Here is a 19,785-nt window from a genome sequence, read left to right as displayed (position 1 = left end):
AAAAACCTTACGTTTATGTGCTACCATTTTTAAACTCATCCTTGAGCTTAATAGCTTTTTGTGGTGAGGTAATGGAATGGTCTGTTGTATTCATGCGGTCCCTGCAACACGTTTGTGGCTATCGTAAAGGGCATTTCCAACATCATTCTTACCCGGTGGGGTTTATCATTATAAGCATAGAGGCAAAACTAATTCAACGACACATCAAAAGAAGGCAGCGATTCACCCGGATGGTAATCAATCAGCAGGAAGCGTAAATCCACTTCCTTAGTGACAGGATGGCAACTGCCTCAGGTCAGCTACTAAGCTCCCTGTAATGGCTTTGTAATCGTAGGTATCTAGCCGATCCGGTATCGCTGTAAATCCTAAGTAAATCAGAAGTGCAGACGTGATTTCCATCCCCGAAGATAGGCAAGAAAAAAGATTGTTTTTCAGCCTGCACGTTCTACACTTCCTACACGCTTACTTCTGTTTCAGGAGCTGATTAACCAATCGTTCTAATTCTGCCTGCTTTTGTTCAAGTGCCTGAATCTTCTGCTGTTTCTGTTGGTCGGCTTTCTCCAATTGAATGCTGTACAGAGTTAGTTCCTCTACTTTTTCCAACAATGTCGCGTTTATCATCGCCAGATCAACGCCTTCTTTAACGACCTGCTCAGCAGAGGGAACGCCTGGCAAATGTTGGTATGTCTGCACATAGCTTGCAACCTCACCTAGCGGTCGTAATGCATAACTTGGCGCAAACACCTTATCACTCCACTCTGAGGCATTGTTAATCCGCAATTGATAACGGGCTTTGATCACATCCCCGTTCTCATTAACGGTCAGAAACTGATTGGTTGCTTGGGTAGGTTTGCTTTGGCTAGTGAGTTGGGTCAAACGCAAGCCACTATGATCGTCCTCATCAGCGACTACTTCTAGTTTGCTTTTTGGTGCTGACGTGCCGATGCCTACGTTAGCCTGATGCCCCAAGATCAGGGCGTTACTCATCTCAACACGGCTATTAGAGCCGATGGCTATGGCGTTCTGCAAACCGTCTTCTGCCTGGCTATTATAGCCCATCAATACGTTATCGTTGCTGTTAGTAATGGCCGTGCCGGAGCTAGGGCCGATGAGGATATTATTGGAGCCGGTGGTGTTATTACCGCCTGATGAGGAGCCAATAAACACATTGTTGTTGCCTGAGTTATTACTATAACCCGCGCTGTTGCCCAAAAATGTATTGGCGCTGCCATTATCATTACTATAGCCTGTCAGCCCCCCAATAAATGTATTGCTAGAGCCGGTTCTATTACTAATACCTGTCAGATAACCTGTGAATGTATTGACGCCACCCGTCGTGTTCGAATAACCCGATTGCGTGCCTACAAACGTGTTCTGACTACCGGTGGTGGTACTCAAGCCAGCCTTTGAGCCAATCATGACCTGCTCACCCACCGTGGTCGTATAACCCGCTGAGTCGCCAACCATCACATTGTGCGCTCCTCTTGCATTTTTGTAACCCGCGTAAGCACCCTGAATTGTATTACTATATCCCACATCGTTTGAAAAGCCTGAATAAGCGCCGACAAAAGAGTTCGACGGCCCTGTTCTGTTTTTACCACCTGCATAACTCCCTAGAAAAGTATTGGCGGAAGCACTCGTGTTTTGCTGACCAGCGACCGCCCCAACAAAACTGTTATCATGGCCTACATCCGTAAATAGACCTGCAGTGCTGCCAATGAAGGTATTCAGACCACCGGTAGTGGTGAACCTACCGGCACTAGCCCCCATGAATGTATTGTTGGCGGCTGAGGAAATTATGTTTCCGGTTTGTGCTCCGTAGAAGGAGTTATTGAACCCGGTCATGGCTGTGTTACCTGACTCATAGCCCACAAACGTATTATTGGTGGTGGGCGAGGCTGAATTGCCCGCTCGCTGAATGTAATTGGTTTGGGCCCAAAGCGGTGTTACAAGCAATAATAAGCTAGTCAACCGGTAAAATGATTTCATAGAGTATGCGCCCTTGTTAAACCCTTGACGCTCGGCAATACTAGGCAACAAAAGAATGGTTTACAATCGAATAAACATATGAGTTGACTAGTAGTAAGCGGCTGAGTCAGTTAATAGCCCGAAGGCGCAAAAAAGCCCCGACACTTGCCGGGGCTATAACCTGTTCGAACTTTCTAATTTAACCTCCTGACATGGTTGTAATGCTCAGCCGAGAAAGCAATCTTGTACTCAGCAATGCGTTCGGCTAACAGCCTGATTTTATTGGGCCAGAAAAAGTCTGGACTTGCAATAGTATAGTGGAGATTTTTTCTAAGCTGCCATCGAGGAAGCGAAAAAATAAGCTTCTTGTTCACAAGGGGTACGTTAGCCTGGTACCGAATGTTTCCGTCGGAGATTGTACCGCTCCGGCGGCCCGGCAACCTTCAATATACTGCTCAGACGGCCCTGTCGAACGTGGCTAGCCGTGCTATTGCTCGGGTTTCAAAACGAGCGTGGTTGACCAACTCACTCTTGAGCGTCTTGAATCGGATCGCCGAAGCGAAAACTTTCGGCAACTGGGTTGTCCCAACAATTACCCTTTCGGCCGCACGGGCGGCCCCGTCATACTTTGTTCAACGGGCAAGCTCTTCAACTCCTCCCGAAAGTCGGTGCAGGCTTACTGAATCCCACAGTCTGACCGGGTCGCCGGAGCGATGACAAATAAGTTTACTGTCTATAGCTCTATTTTTGAGAGCCATACGCTAAGCCGCTATACTCGTATCAGTTGCTTTTATATTATTACTCAAGGCCCAGCCAATCACTTGCCGATCAGCTAAATCCAAAATCGCTGTTAGGTATAGCCAATTCTTAGCTACAGGATAATCATGATTCGAGTCGGTGGTCTGCACCCGATACTTTTTGTAGACAATGCTACGGACCCTGTTTTTCGCATTCCCTTGAAGGCTTCGTCATACACGCGTCGTTTAACCATCGTCAAATTGAAGTTAGCCCTCAAATCTGCCTAAAAAACTCTCCAGTCAAATGTAGCAAGTCTAAGGGATAGGTACCCAATTGGTCGTTAAACTCCCTATCTGAAATTTATGCGGCCTAAAATTGAACGATTAAAAATGTGTTCTCTGCTCCTCTGAAAAATGAGTTCGTAATCACTCATAAATTAGTCTCATAAAATGCTCCTTATTTTTCGGCCATCACAGGTACAATTACCTCTTTCTCTTTTACACCGAACGTATAAACACCAGCTTTTTCATCCCATTGTTTTACTACCGGCACAATGCGTGTCCGGCGGGGGCCTACTTTCTCGGATGAGTTGTGAATGTGGTAGACATAATACAATTGCTTGTCTATTCCTTCAAATAGGTCACCATGCCCTGAGCCGTTCTCGCCAACGATGGAACGATGAATGATCGGGTTGTTTTTGTATTTGACCCAAGGACCGTACGGCGAATCAGCCACGGCATAGCCAATCGCATAATCGATGTTCTGGAAATGGTTGGCCGAGTAAAACAGGTAATATTTATTTTTCAATTTTATAACAGTCGGACCCTCCATAATGGGTGCTGATTTATAAGCAGGCGTTGCCTCCCAGGGTTCTGTTTGGTCGAAGCATCGTTTCAGGGTTTCGGGCTTTATTTTTCCGGTTTTCAGGTCAAACTCAGCTACATGCAGGTAATTGCCTTTATTAAACCGTACACAGTAGAGGTAATATTTGCCATCGGTATCCTTGAAGATATAGGAATCGATATTTTTCTCAGACCCATCGATAGGGCCAACTTCTTTTTGCCTGTAGGGGCCTAATAACGATGTTGACTGGGCCAATACGGTTTGTTCATCGGCCGTATAAGTAATATAATAAGTGCCTTTTTCCTTAAAAATTTGTGGTGCCCAGAATCCCTTAGTGCCGAAGGTATGGTCGCCTTCGGTAAGGATCATACCCAGCGAATCGTTTGACTTAGCTGGCACGGCCCATGTTTTCAAGTCGTTTGATTCTAAAAAAGCAAATCCCTGCGGCCCGCCCCTTCCACCTTTTGACCCGGTCAGGTAATACTTGCCTCCCTCAACATAAATGGTTACATCGGCGAAAAAAATCTCTCGTTTTGCCTGTGCGGATGCCTGCAGTACAGTAAAAAAAAGAATAGGATATAGAAGAATTGATTTCATTCTTCGGATTATGATTAAAAGTTTATGGATTGTTTTGCTGTTGAACTAAGTTGTATAGTCCAGACTAAATCGGATCAACTTACTGGTTTATACAGATCATGATCGAAGTAAAGGTACTGAAATCATAAAAACAGTAATAAACTTTAGCCATAGGAAAATAAGCCTTTACGAACAGCTAAAGGGGATTGTGAAATAAATTTTAAAAACCTGTAAGGGTAAAATTGTGCAATTAAGTCTTCGATTCGTTTAAGCAATATCGAGTCAATGGCTACCTTTACAGTATTGTCCCCTAACGCCACCCCCGACCCCTGGCCCTCGCCATCCGTAAACGAGCAAAAGCCAATGTCGACGGTATACGATTCAGAACTTTTTTTGCGGAAAACCTTTGAGCAAGACCCTCGCAAAGGTTTCGAGTTGCTGTTCCGACAGTATTACACACCCTTGTGCAGTCATGCCGTGCGGTTTGTATACTCACGGCAATTGGCGGAAGATCTGGTGAGCGAAGTCTTTTACCAGTTCTATCGGTCGGAGGCTTATCGGAAAATCCATTCATCGTACATCAGCTATTTATTTACGGCGGTACGCAACGAAGCTTATACGCATCTTCGCAAAGAATTCGGCAAAACGGATTCCATTGAATCGACCACCGAAAATCATTTGTCGGGCAATCAGCCTCAACCCGACTCCGAGGTCCATTTCAACAACCTCTTTCTAGCTGTCAATGAAGCGATTGGTCAGTTGCCAGCCCAATGTCGCCGGGTGTTTCTGCTAAGTCGGTTTGAGAATAAAAAATACGACGAAATAGCCGCCGAATTGCAGATTTCACCCCGAACCGTGGAAGTACATATCTCCCGCGCACTGAAGCATCTGCGCCAGACACTGCGCGAAGAATGGACTCTGATCCTGCTTCTTCTCAATCTTTTTTCTTAGGTCGGTAAGGGGAAAAACGACTTTTGAAGTCTCCCATTCAAATTCCACAACTATGACTCATTCGTTATCGAAACAGAACCTGTTTGCCTATCTGGCAGGTCAGGCTAATCCACTCGAACGCCAGCTGGTGGAAGAATGGCTGAAGAATCCGGCCAATACCGAAACCTTTCATGCCTGGCTGCTTGAGTGGGAAATGCGTTCGCTTCAGTTTCAGCCCGATCAGGACGTTGCGTTTGCCAACTTATCGCAACGGCTGGATCAGGTCGAAGCGCCGGAAATCCGCGACGAACCCGTTGCCAAATCGCCGTTTCGGATTTGGGGCTGGCGACCGTATCTGGTGGCAGCCACCCTGCTGCTCATCCTCGGCGTAGCCATCAGTCCGCTCCGTAGCAAAATTCTGTATCAGACGTATCAGACAACTGTCGGTCAGACGCAAAGCTTACGGCTCGAAGACGGTACCGACGTTACGTTGAAACCCAATTCGTCCATCCAGGTGCCACGTTTTGGGTTTGCCGACGATATTCGACAGGTTTCTCTCACTGGCGAAGCTCGTTTCTCTGTAACCCACAAACAAGATAATCAGCGGTTTGTGGTTAAAACGTCCGACCAGTTTCAGGTTGAAGTACTCGGTACGGAATTTACGGTTTATGCGCGCAAACAGGGGACCAACGTGGTGCTGGATCGGGGGAAAATTCGGGTCGATTATAAAACCGATACGCAAAAACAGCAACTGGTGATGAAACCCGGCGACATGGTGATGCTGACAAAGCAGGGTAAGATTCACCTCCGTCCGTTGGCTCCCGTAAAAGCCATCGACGCTGAAAAAGGACATCTTTTCCAGTTCCGCGATACGTCGCTATGGGAAGCCTGCTATCTGATCGACGAGCACTTCGGCATGAAAGTAGACGTGGCCGACGATTCGCTCGCGCAACGTACCATTTCCGGCAATTTCCACGCCCGCACTGCCAGCGAACTCCTTGATTTGCTGACCGCTACGTACACTCTCCATGTCGATTCAACCGGAACGACGCCCATTCTTAAAGACAACTGATTATTCCCTCTCTTTTTCTTTTTTAAACATGAAGAAAACCTTACTCCAATTAGGTCTGGTTACGGTTTCATTTACAGGAATTCCCCTTATCGGTTTTAGTCAGACGTTTGCCTCAGCGCAGGTTGTGCAACGTCAGGCAAATCGAACCGTACAGACTCAGCTCAAAAACGTATTGCTTGATTTACAGCGCCATTATCGGGTCGAAATTGTCTTTGAAGATCGGATTATGGCTGGGAAAAATGTGTCCTCCGACCTATTGAACCTGAATGCATCGCTGGAAAAAAACCTGAATCACCTGCTCAAAAACACAGGTTTACGCGTTCGGAAAATCCGGAAAGATACGTACGTAATCACCGAAATTCCCCGTGAAAAATCGGACGTATCGAACCGAAAAGCTGACGTTTCTGAAGCGACTCCGGCCCCTGCAACGTCCAGCGAACTAACGGTTTTGCCGGTAGCCGAAGCATCGACTACGCGCCAGACCGACGTAGCGGATATCAGCATCAGCGGTACGGTTATCGACGAAACGGGCGGAGGTTTGCCAGGGGTTAGTGTGGTGGTTAAGGGCACAACGCGCGGAACGACTACTGATAGTAAAGGCTTTTACCAACTGAATGTACCCAACGAACAGGCCATTCTAGTGTTCAGTTTTGTGGGCTATCTGCCGCAGGAAACAACCGTCGGCAATCGCACAACTATCGGCATCAAGCTCGAAAATGATACGAAATCCCTGTCGGAAGTGGTCGTTGTGGGCTATGGCACGCAAAAGAAAGTGAATGTAACGGGGGCTGTAGCCTCCATTTCGAGCGAAGACATCGTTCGCCGACCGGTTGGCCAAACGTCATCGGCCTTACAAGGTATGATGCCCGGTGTTACCGTAACGCAGCGGTCAGGCCGTCCCGGTGGTGATGCGGGGACCATTCGGATTCGGGGCGTTGGTACATTGGGGAATCCTGACCCATTGGTGCTTATCGACAATATCGAAGGCTCGATGAACAGCATCGACCCGAACCTGATCGAATCCATTACGGTGCTGAAAGATGCCGCTTCGGCGTCTATTTACGGATCACGGGCGGCCAATGGGGTGATTTTGGTGACGACCAAACGGGCGAAAGCAAACCGGATTTCGATGAGTTACAACAACTACATCGGCTGGCAAACGCCTACAAATCTGCCGAAAATGGCCAACGCCATCGACCATATGCTATTAACCAACGAAGCCTATGTAAACGTAGGTCGCGCGCCGTTGTATTCCGACGATCTGATCAATAAATACCGAACTGAAGGTGCTACCAACCGTGATTTATATCCCGATACCGACTGGCAACGCGAAGTACTGACGGGCTCCGGTTTGCAGCAAAGCCATTTTTTTAGCATCAACGGGGGGAGCGATAAAATTCGATTTCTGACTTCTGCCGGATATCTCGATCAGAAAGGCGTTATTGAAAATTCCAGTTTCCGGCGGTATACCCTCCGAAACAATATGGACATTCAGATTTCCAAAAAATTCAGTGCCCGTGCTGATTTGCAGCTAGTTGCCGCCACTACACTCGAACCAGGGCGAGGATCGGAAGAGGTATTTCACTGGATGAACCGGATTCCGGCCAACCAGATTGGCGTCAACTCAAATGGCACCTGGGGCGACGGCTGGAACGGCGACAACCCAATCGCCATGTCGCGCGATGGCGGCACCCGGAAAAATAATAGCCCCTACGTAATGCTCAACGCGGCTCTGGTGTATAAACCCATTGAAAGTTTAACCGCCGAACTTGTCTATTCGCCAAAATATGCGCTTTCGATCGATAAAAACTTTAACAAATCGGTACAGGCGTACAAGCCCGATGGTACGGCCAGTTTTCTGGCCCCGGCCCGAAGCAGCCTGACCGAAACGACGAACCGGTCGATGTACAACACGCTCCGGGCCACACTAACCTACGACAAAGTATACGGCGATCACGGGCTGAAAATTCTGGGCGGTTTCTCGCGCGAGGATTTTCGCAACGACAACGTAACAGGCTACCGAGAAGGATTTCTATTGCCTGATTATCAGGTGTTGAACGCAGGTGCATCGGATCTTCAGCGGTCGTCGGGTGGCGCTTCGGAATGGGCGCTCCAGTCGGTTTTCGGACGTATCAACTACGATTTCAAACAGAAATATCTCTTTGAAGCCAACGCGCGTTACGATGGTTCGTCGCGGTTTTCCAAAGGGCACAAATACGGCTTCTTCCCGTCGGTTTCGGCCGGTTGGCGGATCTCGCAGGAATCGTTTATGCAGCCACTTTTGGGTACGATCAATGAGTTGAAGTTTAGAGCATCGTGGGGGCAGTTGGGCAACCAGAATATTCAGGGCGGTAATTATCCGTTTATGTCGTCGCTCCAGTTTGGGCCTTATACGTTCGGCAAACAGATTGTCAACGTAGTGGCGCTGAATACGTTGGCAAACTCCGAAATTTCCTGGGAAACAACCGAAATGACCGACATTGGTATCGACGCTACGATCTTCTCGAACCTGTCGATTACTGCCGATTATTACTACAAACAAACGCGGGATATTCTGCTCGATCTGGACATACCGGCCATTATTGGTCTGGGGAAACCGTATCAGAATGCGGGCGTCGTTGAAAATAAAGGCTGGGAACTTGGCCTAAATTACAAAGGCGCCATCCGGAATTTCCGGTACGACATTGGTTTCAATATTTCGGATGTCAAAAACAAAGTGGTCGATTTGCGGGGTGTAAATCAGGTCGGTACACAAGCTAACCGCGAAGGCTATCCAATCCAGTCGCTGTACGGACTACAGGCTGAAGGCTTATTTCAGACGGTGGATGAAGTGGCTGCTCACGCCCAGCAATTCGGTGTTATCAAGCCCGGCGACATTAAATACAAGGATCAGAACGGCGATGGCATTATCAACGGCGACGATAACGTAGTATTGGGCAGCACGATTCCGCGGTTCACGTATGGCACCACGTTGAACGCCTATTACAAAGGGTTCAGTCTGAACATCATTTTGCAGGGCGTGGGCAAGGCCGATGGTATGTTGTATGAGCAGGGCATTATGCCGTTCTTTCTGGGGGGTACCGTTCAGGAACAGCACAAAGACCACTGGACGCCCGAAACGCCAAACGCTACGTTCCCCCGGCTGGCCTTCAGCGAGGCAAACAATGAAAAGATTTCCAGCTTCTGGCTCCGTAACGCGGCTTATCTGCGGCTGAAAAATATTCAGCTCGGCTACACCATTCCAACGTCGCTGACACAACGGATTGGTATTAACAACATCCGCGTATTTGCCAACGGTCAGAACATCCTCACGTTTGATAAATTCTGGAATGGCTACGACGTAGAATCGCCCGTGGGAACAGGACGTAGTTATCCGCAGGTCAAAATGTACAGCTTTGGTATCGACGTCAATTTTTAAGCAGCAATTGACCTCACCCTAGCCCTCTCCTGTTTTAGGAGAGGGAACAAAAAGACGATTTCGCTCCCCTCTCCTGTTTTAGGAGAGGGGCTGGGGGTGAGGTCAATTGCAACATTTATTCAATTCCTAAAGACTTTACAAATGAAAAAAATACACTACTGGTTTCTGGCAGTCGCGTTGACATTAAGCACTACGTCCTGTGAAGATTACCTCGAACGGTATCCACTGGAAGGCCCCGCCGACCAGTCCTATTTTGCCAACGCCAGCGAACTGGAACTGGCCGTAAACGGTACGTACAAAGGCATGAATTTCCACCCTCTCGACAACATGCCAATGCAATTATTGCTCGACGACGGTTCTGACCTGGGTTGGGATCGTAACAACAGTACGTTGCAACAAATCGGGAAAGGCAGCCACGACAGCAACAACGGCTTTTCGAAATCGGTATGGGATAACTCGTACAAGATTATCGGCCGCTGCAATTTCATCCTCGACAACATGGGTAAGCTCGACGGCAAGATGGATGCTACGTTGCAGGCTCGCTACCGCGCCGAAACCCGCTTTGTTCGCGCCTATACGTATCACTACCTGATCGAATTGTTTGGTGGTGTACCCCTGATTACCAAAACAATAGGTCTGGCGGAATCGCAGGTGCCGAAAAGTACGAAAGAAGAATGCGTAACCTTTATTATGAGCGAGCTGGACGCTGCCGCCAAAGATTTACCCATTAGTTATTCGGGTATAAACGTAGGTCGGGCTACGAAAGGAGCCGCTTTAGCAACGAAAGCCCGTACGGCACTCTACAACGAAAAATGGACCGACGCAGCCGCAGCCGCCAAAGCCGTGATGGACCTGAATTACCATAAACTGCATACGAATTATGGTCAACTGTTTTCGTATGCAGGTCAGACATCGACCGAAATCATTTTCGCGCTTCAGTACCTGAAAACCAGTACGGTTGTTCACAGTACACCGCAGAATTTCCTCTCGCGGAATGCGCAGGGAGCATCGAACAAAGTGCCTGGTCAGGTGCTGGTCGATGCCTACGAGTGTACGGATGGGTTAACGATTGATAAATCGCCCTTATACAATCCGAAAGATCCGTTCAAAAATCGCGATCCCCGGCTCGATTTCACGGTGGCCGTTCCGGGCTCTAACTACTTCAATTTTAAGTTCGAAACGCACAAAGACAGCGTTAAAACGATCAACTACGCTACCGGTGCCCGTGTTGATAATCAGGATGCGATTCACGCATTTGCTACGTATACGGGCTATTGCTGGCGTAAATTCACCGACCTGACCGATGCCACTGACCGGAACAATTCTGAGCTGAACATCAGTCTGATACGCTACGCCGAAGTACTGCTCATCTACGCCGAAGCAAAAATTGAAGCCAACCAGATCGACCAGTCCGTATACGACGCTATCAACGCCGTACGTCAGCGGCCTTCGGTAAATATGCCCGCCATCAAAACCGGCAAAACGCAGGCTGAAATGCGCTCTATTATTCGGAAAGAGCGCAAATACGAATTAACGAACGAAGGATTTCGACTGATCGATATTCGTCGCTGGAAACTGGCCGATAAGCTGTTGGCAGGGAACTTTCTGGGCCGTATTCCAAAAGGTTTGCTGGCTACTGCCCCCGTTATCGACGCCAACGGTACGCCCGATTATAGCGCGGTACCCAACCGAGCCGACATGCGCGTAGTCGAAGTTCGGATTTTCAAAGCCGACCGGGATTATCTGTGGCCAATTCCTTACATTGAAACCGTAACCAATAAGGCACTCACCCAAAATGCTGGTTACTGATTCAATTGATCGTGCAGAATGAAAATTAAAAAATCGCTATTCTTCTCTTTTCATTCTGCACGATCAATTTTTCATTGCCAATTACTCCCTACTATGCCCACAACCCGACGTCATTTTTTAAAAGTTTCTGGCCTGAGCAGTCTTGCCCTTACTGCTGGTCTTTCCGAATTGCACGCTGGCCCATCGGCGCTTCTGGCCGACAATGATTATGATTTAATCATTGTCGGTGGTACGCCCGGTGGTATCATGGCGGCTGTAGCGGCTTCCCGAATGGGGAAAAAATCGCTGCTTCTGGAACGTACTGCCCATATCGGCGGCTTACCCGCCAATGGCCTTGGCGCCACCGACATTGCTACGCGGGGTGCAACAGGCGGCCTGTTCGTCGAATTTGTAAACCGGATCAAAGCGCACTACGTAGCGAAATACGGTGCCGATTCGCAGCAAGCGAAAGATTGCTCGGATGGCTATCATTTCGAACCATCGGCAGCGGCCAACATCTTCAATGATTTCCTGAAAGAAAGCTCTAATGTTACCGTACTGACCATGCGGCAATTCGATTTTGAGGCCGAAAATCTGACTATCCAAAACAATCGGATTCAGGGCATTCGGGTACTGAACCGAACGACAAAAAAGCCAGAAACGTATCAGGGCCGGTTTTTTCTCGATGCTACGTATGAGGGCGACCTGATAGCAGCTGCGGGTGTGCCGTTTTTTTTAGGACGTGAAGGCAAATCTGAATATGGTGAAGTAGGAGCGGGGCGGGTTTACAAATACTGGGCAGGGCCAGAAGGTCCGGGTTCGACGTTCGCAGGTGACAATGCCGTGCAATCGTACAACTACCGTCTTTGCGTCACCAATGATCCGAAAATTCGGGTTAAGATTCAGAAACCGGCTAATTACAATCGGGCGGAATACGTATCGATGATCAACGACGTCAAAACTGGCCATTACACGGGCGTAGCGATGTCGAAACTCACCGATGCGCAACTGGCAGAAAACGAGCGTAAAGCCAAATCGGGCGTTCGGCCTGATGTTCCCGGTATGCCGAAAGGGATTGCGTGGCTGACGAACATGGTAAAGCTGCCTAATGGCAAAAATGACGGCAACAATCAGCACCACGCGTTCATTTCGACCGATTTACCCGAGGAAAACTGGCCCTATCCAACGTCGAGCTGGGAATGGCGCGACCGCTTTGCGCAACGATTGCGAGAATATACCGAAGGGCTTTTTTACTTCGCTCAGAACGATTCCGAACTGCCCGAGTGGTTTCGCAAAGAGTGCTCGGAATGGGGCTGGGCCAAAGATGAATACACCGACAACGGCCATTTTCCCCGGCAGCTCTACGTTCGCGAAGGTCGTCGGATGAAGGGGAAATACATTTTTAAAGCGCAGGATGCCATTCCCGTAAAACCCGGTGAGCGTCCTCCTCTGCATGCCGACAGCATTACCGCCAGCCACTACGCGCTTGACTCTCATGCTGTTCGTAAACGCGAGCCAGGCCGTATTCATCTAGACGGATTTATCAGCTATCCATCAGCTGTTTACACCGTACCATTTCGGGTAATCATTCCAGATTCTCCGCTTGAGAATCTGCTGGCCCCCGTTCCGGCGTCGGCCACGCATATCGGTTTCTCAACGCTACGTATGGAACCCTGCTGGATGGCCCTCGGACAGGCTGCCGGAACAGCTGCCGCCTTATGCGTTCAGAAAAGTCAGTCAGTACACAATTTGTCGATTACTGACTTGCAGAAATCATTGCTTCAGCAAAAAGCAATTCTAATCTATAGCAAAGGCATCAACACCGCCGATGCCAATTTTGAAGCGAATCAGTTAGCCGCTCTACAAGCGAAATAAAGCGATCATCATTTATTGAACTCATGCGATACGTATCAATCATCTGTCTTACTTTTCTTTTAACGTTTTCAGCCATTGCCCAGCAGCAGGTCGATATCTGCATCTACGGTGGTACATCCGGTGGCGTTATAGCGGCCTACACAGCCCGAAAAGCGGGTAAAACCGTTCTGCTGATCGAGCCCGGTAAACACCTGGGCGGTATGACCTCCGGTGGCCTTGGCCTGACCGATATTGGCAACAAATATGCCATCACCGGCATCGCCCGCGATTATTACCGACGTATCGGCAAGCATTATGGCAAGTTTGAACAATGGATTTTCGAACCACATGTAGCGGAAGATTTATTCAACGAATACGTCAAACGTGGTCAGGTAACCGTAGTGTATTCGCATCGGCTGACGAGCGTAAAGAAAAACAGTAGTCAAATTCAGGAAATCGTTCTCGAAAATTCTGACAATCCATCCGCGAAACGTAGCGTTCGGGCTAAGATGTTTATCGATGCTACGTACGAAGGCGATTTGATGGCGAAAGCGGGGGTATCGTATACGGTTGGGCGCGAAGACAACTCGAAATACAACGAAACGTACAGTGGCGTTCAGCTCATGCACGGCCACCAGCTTCCCGACGGTATCGATCCGTATAAAACACCTGGCAATCCTGAATCGGGGTTGGTTTGGGGGGTTAGTCCAGCCAAGCTCGAACCCAACGGCACGGGCGATAAAAAAGTGCAGGCCTATAATTACCGCATCTGCTTATCATCAGACCCGGCCAATCAGGTACCCATTACGCGCCCGGCGGGTTACGATTCGACGAAATTTGAATTGCTGGCTCGGTTGATTGCAGCCCAGCCCAATCGGAAAACGCTCAACGATTATTTTATCTGGAGCGGCATGCCCAACAAAAAAACCGACATCAACAACCGGAATGGCTTCTCGACCGATATGATTGGGATGAATCACGACTATGCCGACGGCAGTTACGAAAAACGGGCGCAAATTATCCGCGATCACGAGCTATATACCAAAAGCCTGCTTTATTTCTTCGGCCACGATTCGCGGGTTCCGGAAGAGCTGCGGCAATCAATGCTAAAATGGGGATACCCCAAGGATGAATACACCGACAACGGAAACTGGTCGCCACAACTCTACGTTCGTGAGGCCCGTCGGATGGTGGGTAGCTACGTCATGACGCAGGCTAACTGCCAGGAAAAGGAAGTGGTGACTGATGGCGTTGGTATGGCCGCTTATCAGATGGATTCGCATAATATCCAGCGCATTGTCATCGAAAAAGATGGTAAGAAAATAGCGAAAAACGAAGGTAATGTAGAGGTTGGCGGTTTAAGCCCATATCCTATTTCATATCGTGCACTAATTCCGAAGGAGAGCGAATGCCAGAATCTGCTGGTTCCGGTTTGTCTGTCGGCCTCGCATATCGCTTACGGTTCGATTCGGATGGAGCCTGTATTTATGGTGCTGGGTCAATCGACGGCGCTGGCGGCTGCAATGGCCATCGATGGAAAAACCAGCGTTCAGAAAATCGACGTTGCCAAACTTCAGCAGAAACTAAAATCCGACCCATTGTCGGATGGCAGTACGGCCGAAATTCTGATCGATAACGACAACAAAACAGCCGTAGCAGCCACAGGTACGTGGCGGTTGGAAACAAAACTCAAAGGCGGATACGGACCCTCGTATCTGGTCAATGAAGAATCGACGGGTGGCTCTGTGAAGTTTACGCCAGATGTTGTCAAGGCGGGCAAATACCACATTTACACCTACTTCCCTCGTCTGGCGAAGAACGCTACGGAGTTAAGCATTATCGTATCAAACGGGAAGGCCAACAAAACAATACCGATCAAACCAGCTGATATTGTGGTTGTCGGCCAAACCTCCGGCGAGTGGGTGTCGTTGGGCGAATATGATTTATCGAAAGGGAAAACCTCATCCGTCGAAATCGTTGCCAAACAACCGGACGGTCCCGTTGTGGCCGATGCTGTTTTATTCGTTCCGGCTTTCTAAGTGACTGATACTGAAATCAGGAGATTGAGTAGGTACTTTACTGCGCTGGTTGAATGGTATTGATTGATAACCAACCAATGGCTGATAAATCGGCTGTTTTTTCAAGCGAGATCGTCTGACCAGCTGATAAATAAGATATAATCCACCCAATCCTGCTACTGCCGTAAGAGCCATCGTTTCAGAAGGCTGAAGGCTGTCGTAGACCTGTTTGATTCCTTGAGCCAGGTTGCTACCTAAAAATGTTACTGTAACTGCCCAGATGAGCGCTCCCAGTGCGTTGTAGATCGTAAACCTGGCCGAGGAAAACCCAGCCAGACCAACAGCCGCGGGTATAGCTCCCCGTAAACCATACAGCGCTCGAAAGCCGATTACCAGCCCCGTGCCATAGCGATTCATCAATTTCTCAATTCGCTGATAACGAAGCTGCCACCGGGGACGCGTGCGAATAAAGGTTGGGCCGAAGCGATTGCCCAGCATGAAACAAAGCTGTGTGACACAAAACGACGAAAGCGCGGCCAGACCAATAACGGCTGGTAAAGAAAAATAGCCTTGGTGGGCTAGATAAATCCCGATCAATAAAAACGCTTCACTCTCCAGCAGTACGCCAAGAAACAGCATCGGATAGCCGTACGTGAGCATGAGTTCCTGAAAGTCCATGATTCATTAGAATTTAGATAACGTTGAGTCTTTATAAAACCCAGTAAAGGTCAAATGGTTATTACTCAGCCACTATCTGATTAATCTCATGCCCGCAGATGTATATTATATTTCAGAGCAAAACGGGATTGGTTACTATTCAGTAGTGAAAAACGTTGGGTGAATTGGACACTAAAGAGGATCAGTTTCGAGTCAGTGTGCCGATTGCTATTGTGCTCCTGATTCTCCGCCAGAACATTCCACGAACGTCGGGCTCATTCATTAAATCGTTGTCGTAAACCAGTTTCGGATTGAGTATACCTACTGTAACTAGCCCCTTTACTCAGGTATGAAAGTATTGCTGGTTGAAGATGAAGTCAGTCTGGCATCGTTTATTCGCAAAGGTATCGAGAGCGAAGGGTATGAAATTGATGTCGCCTACGATGGGCAGGTGGGTCAGCGGTTGGCGGATAACAACACCTATGACGTTATTGTGCTGGATGTCAATTTGCCCTACATCAACGGATTTGAATTATGCAGACGCATTAAGCAAGAATCACCTCGGCAGCCAGTGTTGTTGTTAACGGCTTTGGACAGTTTGTCCGATAAAGAGAGTGGATTTGGGGCCGGTGCCGACGATTATCTGGTCAAACCGTTTGAGTTTCGTGAACTGATGCTGCGAATCAAAGCTCTGGCCCGACGAAATAGCAACTATACAGGCCTAAAGACTGTATTGCACGTTGCCGATCTGGAACTTGATACCGAAGCGCACTCCGTCGCACGGGCTGGTCAGCGGATCGATCTGACTGCCCGCGAATACGCCTTACTGGAGTATCTGATGATTAATCAGGGGCGAACCGTTAGCCGGGTCGATATTGCTGAGAAAGTGTGGGATTTGCATTTTGACACCAATACCAATGTAATTGATGTTTACGTCAATTACCTACGCAAGAAAATAGATAAGGATTTCAGTCCGAAACTCTTGCATACGGTTGTTGGAATGGGATACGTCTTACGAGGCTGATTATGCAGATCAAACACAAGCTGATTCTATGGTTTTCGTTGCTGGTTGCGAGCATTCTGCTTATTTTTTCGGTCTATGTGTATAGCACGTATGCCAGCTTTCGGCAGCGATCCATTGAAGACCGATTGGAGCGAAAAGCACGCGTGACCGAACAACTATTAACGCTAAGAGGAGCCGTAGCGGGTAGCGTCATTACGTCTATGCCCGAACAGGTTGAGTTTGTCTATTCTCCAGCTGACAGTCTGATTTACACCAGCCAGCGAACCAATGATTTTGTATCTGATTTAGCCTTTCGCAATCGGGTTCGGCGGGAACGACTGGTGCGGTTTCAATACGAAAGTCCCGGTCATACATACCCTAAAGATGGCGTTGCGTTGACCTATGCGGGTGTCTCTCCATCGCCCGATGGGCAAGAATACGTCGCCATTGCTACCGCTTACGATCAGGATGGGTACCAACGGCAAAAGGATTTACGTGATCTATTTATTGTTGGTAATTTTGTAGCCATTGGACTGGTCCTTTTGCTGGGATATTTTTTCTCCCGGCAGGCACTCAAACCCCTTACTAACTTAATTGATCAGATCAATACACCTCCAGTTAGTACGTCGCCTTTCCGGTTACGAGCCGACAATCCCCGAGATGAAGTAGGTGTACTGGCGCAGGCTTTCAATGACTTACTCACCCGTCAGGAACAACTGGTTGAGAATCAACGCTCGTTTATTGCCCAGGCTTCCCATGAACTGCGAACGCCCCTAACAACGATCAAAGGATGGCTGGAAACGTCTCTGATTTATGATACGGATGCCGATAGCCTCAAACGAGGTATGGCTCAGGCGGTTACCGAACTGGATAAACTGACAGCTTTATCGAATGGGCTGTTGCAACTGGCCCGTATCGACGGAGTTGACGCGCAGATTGATCGACAATCTCTTGAACTGGTCGAAATTGTACTTGATGCTGCCGATACACTCGGCCAACAGCGTGTTGGTCAATCGTTATCCGTACAACTCAGTGATGGGGTTCTCGAGCAACCTACACCCGTTATGGTTTGGGGAAATGCGTATTTACTAAAAACGGCCTTATTGAATTTGCTGGACAATGCGGCCAAATATTCTAGCGGGCAACCCATTAGTTTATGCCTGGAAATGGATACGGAAGAGCGGGCTCGTATTCGTATTGAAGATCGGGGTATTGGTCTGACACCCGGTGAAGAAGAGCGGATTTTGCTGCCTCTGGTTCGAGGCTCCAACGTGCAGTCAATCAGTGGATTTGGGATTGGGTTAACCTTAGCCCATCGGATCATCACGCTGCATCAGGGTGGGCTTCAGCTACATCCTCGACCTGGTGGAGGAACGATTACAGAAATTACCTTACCCTTGCAACTTGCTTAATCTGTTCTAATAAGAACTAATTTGGTTCTAATTTCGCTCTAATCTCCGGCCCGTAGCTTTGAGTCGACCTACTCAACTACGCCCATGCCAAGCCGGAGAAAACGATATAGGTGCCTTTTTATCCTACTAACCAGTTTCTGGTTAAGTAACAGTTTAGCCCAGTCCGCTAATTCGCTTACGTTATCGAAAGCCCTGGAATTGGCCCGAACCAATTACCCTGGCTTACGGGGGAAACTGGCCAATATCCGGGCCGCCGAAGCCGACGCACAGGCACTAAATATGGCGATGTTACCCCAGGCAGGCGTTCAGGCGCAGACCTTAAACGCTACGTCCAATCAGGTGCGTGGCGCTTACGTCTCTAATGGTGGATTACTTCTCCCAATTTCTGGCGTACGAACCGATGGATTCAATGGCAACGCTGCCTGGACCAGTGCAGCCTCAATGGTTATCGACTGGGAAGCCGTTACGTTCGGACGCCGACAGGCCCGGCGCGACCAAGCTCGGCTGGCTGTTGAGCAGGCGCAGGCCGATTATGAAGGAGAATTATTCACGCATCAGGTTCGGGTTTGCGATGCATATCTACTAGCCCTGAACGCTCAAAAATCAGTAGCCTTACAAACGGCGAATCTTCAGCGAACACAAGAACTCCAGCGAATTATTCGAGCCAGTACAGAAGGTGGGCTTAGACCCGGTATCGACAGTGCTGTAGCGAACACAGAAGTCGCTCGGGCGCAGTTGCAAGTGCTGGAAAGCCAACAGTTAGCCCAGCAACAAGTACTTCGACTCACGGAATTGATTGGTCAGCCGAATCCAACTGCCCAACTGGACTCGATGATTTTTTATAATCGTCTTCCCCAATTACCACTAACTCCAGGAAGCAATCCGGCACTTCATCCGCAATTGCGTGTCTATCAGAAGAATATTGATTTAGGAAGAGCAAGCGGAACGCTATTGAAATCAGCGGCTTTACCCTCTATCTCGCTGCTTGGTTCCTTGCAGGGACGTGGTTCGGGCATTAGTGAGCAAGCTCAATCCGATGGTACTTTCCGCATCGATCCGTCAGTAGGGGCTGGCCTGCCGCTGCGATCATTTAATTACATTTTAGGGGTAACGGCTATCTGGCGACCAACCGATTTATGGCGAGCCAAATATGCCGTATCTGCCCAGCGGGAACGCATCAATGCCAGTCAACAGGCTTATGATCAACAGGCATTGGGTATTCAGGCTGCGAGCCAAAATGCGGTTTTGCAGTTGCAACTGGCTCAGGCGCGCGCTCAGCAAGCTCCGCTTCAGCTGGAAGCTGCTAAACAGGCCTACGGTCAATCGCAGGCTCGGTATGAATCGGGTCTGGACAATATTCAGGCCCTAACGCAAACGAGTGCCCTACTCAACCGCGCTGAGGTCGATCAGGCGCTGGTGACCAATAGCGTATGGCGTGCCTTACTATTACGGGCGGCTACCGCTGGCGATTTAGACTCGTTTCTCCAACAACTTCCCCGCTAACTCAA

Annotated in this window: 12 protein-coding genes and 1 pseudogene; 9 read left to right on the top strand and 4 right to left on the bottom strand. The window is 48.8% G+C overall.

Annotation, left to right across the window (positions count from 1 at the left end; genetic code table 11):
* Nucleotides 1–462: 462 nt before the first annotated feature.
* The 3 genes and pseudogenes from ACYVE4_RS29005 to ACYVE4_RS28995 form a co-directional block, all read right to left on the bottom strand.
* The gene (locus ACYVE4_RS29005; RefSeq protein ID WP_461043911.1) at nucleotides 463–1,989 is read right to left on the bottom strand and encodes a hypothetical protein; all 1,527 of its coding nucleotides are present in this window, start codon (nucleotides 1,987–1,989) and stop codon (nucleotides 463–465) included.
* A gap of 540 nt (nucleotides 1,990–2,529) precedes the next feature.
* Nucleotides 2,530–2,870: pseudogene (locus ACYVE4_RS29000) on the bottom strand (transposase); the annotation flags it as partial.
* Between the two features lie 292 nt (nucleotides 2,871–3,162).
* The gene (locus tag ACYVE4_RS28995; protein WP_461043910.1) at nucleotides 3,163–4,146 is read right to left on the bottom strand and encodes a glycoside hydrolase family 43 protein; all 984 of its coding nucleotides are present in this window, start codon (nucleotides 4,144–4,146) and stop codon (nucleotides 3,163–3,165) included.
* 264 nt (nucleotides 4,147–4,410) lie between these two features.
* Here ACYVE4_RS28995 and ACYVE4_RS28990 point away from each other — a divergent pair, with 264 nt between their 5' ends.
* From ACYVE4_RS28990 to ACYVE4_RS28965, 6 genes are all read left to right on the top strand, one after another.
* Entirely contained in the window at nucleotides 4,411–5,076 is a 666-nt protein-coding gene (locus ACYVE4_RS28990) for an RNA polymerase sigma-70 factor (RefSeq protein ID WP_461043909.1), read from the top strand.
* Nucleotides 5,077–5,128: 52 nt separating this feature from the next.
* On the top strand, nucleotides 5,129–6,127 hold the full coding sequence (locus tag ACYVE4_RS28985) for a FecR family protein (protein WP_461043908.1): 999 nt from the start codon (nucleotides 5,129–5,131) through the stop codon (nucleotides 6,125–6,127).
* Between the two features lie 28 nt (nucleotides 6,128–6,155).
* Nucleotides 6,156–9,545, top strand: coding sequence for a SusC/RagA family TonB-linked outer membrane protein (locus ACYVE4_RS28980; protein ID WP_461043907.1), 3,390 nt, complete (start codon nucleotides 6,156–6,158; stop codon nucleotides 9,543–9,545).
* Between the two features lie 141 nt (nucleotides 9,546–9,686).
* Nucleotides 9,687–11,354 (top strand): RagB/SusD family nutrient uptake outer membrane protein, encoded by a 1,668-nt coding sequence (locus ACYVE4_RS28975; RefSeq protein ID WP_461043906.1) that lies wholly within the window; start codon nucleotides 9,687–9,689, stop codon nucleotides 11,352–11,354.
* Nucleotides 11,355–11,447: 93 nt separating this feature from the next.
* On the top strand, nucleotides 11,448–13,208 hold the full coding sequence (locus ACYVE4_RS28970) for an FAD-dependent oxidoreductase (protein WP_461043905.1): 1,761 nt from the start codon (nucleotides 11,448–11,450) through the stop codon (nucleotides 13,206–13,208).
* Between the two features lie 23 nt (nucleotides 13,209–13,231).
* Nucleotides 13,232–15,226 carry an FAD-dependent oxidoreductase gene (locus tag ACYVE4_RS28965; protein WP_461043904.1) on the top strand — a complete coding sequence of 665 codons (1,995 nt, stop codon included), beginning with the start codon at nucleotides 13,232–13,234 and terminating at the stop codon, nucleotides 15,224–15,226.
* On the opposite strand, the gene ACYVE4_RS28960 is transcribed toward ACYVE4_RS28965, so the two are convergent.
* Nucleotides 15,206–15,883: a DedA family protein gene (locus ACYVE4_RS28960; protein WP_461043903.1), complete on the bottom strand. Its 678-nt coding sequence runs from the start codon at nucleotides 15,881–15,883 to the stop codon at nucleotides 15,206–15,208. The genes ACYVE4_RS28965 and ACYVE4_RS28960 overlap by 21 nt on opposite strands.
* Before the next feature lie 328 nt (nucleotides 15,884–16,211).
* Between ACYVE4_RS28960 and ACYVE4_RS28955 the strand changes: the two genes are divergently transcribed.
* The 3 genes from ACYVE4_RS28955 (at nucleotide 16,212) to ACYVE4_RS28945 (ending at nucleotide 19,780) form a co-directional block, all read left to right on the top strand.
* Nucleotides 16,212–16,886: a response regulator transcription factor gene (locus ACYVE4_RS28955; protein WP_461043902.1), complete on the top strand. Its 675-nt coding sequence runs from the start codon at nucleotides 16,212–16,214 to the stop codon at nucleotides 16,884–16,886.
* A gap of 2 nt (nucleotides 16,887–16,888) precedes the next feature.
* A complete protein-coding gene (locus tag ACYVE4_RS28950; RefSeq protein WP_461043901.1) occupies nucleotides 16,889–18,277 on the top strand; it encodes a HAMP domain-containing sensor histidine kinase in 1,389 nt (462 codons plus the stop codon).
* A gap of 84 nt (nucleotides 18,278–18,361) precedes the next feature.
* Nucleotides 18,362–19,780 (top strand): TolC family protein, encoded by a 1,419-nt coding sequence (locus ACYVE4_RS28945; protein ID WP_461043900.1) that lies wholly within the window; start codon nucleotides 18,362–18,364, stop codon nucleotides 19,778–19,780.
* Nucleotides 19,781–19,785: the final 5 nt, after the last annotated feature.

This window comes from Spirosoma harenae, assembly GCF_054776975.1.
Note: the sequence above shows the minus strand (reverse complement) of the source record. Positions and strands in the feature narration are given on the sequence as shown.

Coding starts and splice junctions, on each gene's coding strand:
- ACYVE4_RS28990 (WP_461043909.1), top strand. CDS start 4,411: ATGGCTACCTTTACAGTATTGTCCCCTAACGCCACCCCCGACCCCTGG.
- ACYVE4_RS28955 (WP_461043902.1), top strand. CDS start 16,212: ATGAAAGTATTGCTGGTTGAAGATGAAGTCAGTCTGGCATCGTTTATT.
- ACYVE4_RS28995 (WP_461043910.1), bottom strand. CDS start 4,146: ATGAAATCAATTCTTCTATATCCTATTCTTTTTTTTACTGTACTGCAG.
- ACYVE4_RS28985 (WP_461043908.1), top strand. CDS start 5,129: ATGACTCATTCGTTATCGAAACAGAACCTGTTTGCCTATCTGGCAGGT.
- ACYVE4_RS28945 (WP_461043900.1), top strand. CDS start 18,362: ATGCCAAGCCGGAGAAAACGATATAGGTGCCTTTTTATCCTACTAACC.
- ACYVE4_RS28950 (WP_461043901.1), top strand. CDS start 16,889: ATGCAGATCAAACACAAGCTGATTCTATGGTTTTCGTTGCTGGTTGCG.
- ACYVE4_RS28970 (WP_461043905.1), top strand. CDS start 11,448: ATGCCCACAACCCGACGTCATTTTTTAAAAGTTTCTGGCCTGAGCAGT.
- ACYVE4_RS28980 (WP_461043907.1), top strand. CDS start 6,156: ATGAAGAAAACCTTACTCCAATTAGGTCTGGTTACGGTTTCATTTACA.
- ACYVE4_RS29005 (WP_461043911.1), bottom strand. CDS start 1,989: ATGAAATCATTTTACCGGTTGACTAGCTTATTATTGCTTGTAACACCG.
- ACYVE4_RS28975 (WP_461043906.1), top strand. CDS start 9,687: ATGAAAAAAATACACTACTGGTTTCTGGCAGTCGCGTTGACATTAAGC.
- ACYVE4_RS28965 (WP_461043904.1), top strand. CDS start 13,232: ATGCGATACGTATCAATCATCTGTCTTACTTTTCTTTTAACGTTTTCA.
- ACYVE4_RS28960 (WP_461043903.1), bottom strand. CDS start 15,883: ATGGACTTTCAGGAACTCATGCTCACGTACGGCTATCCGATGCTGTTT.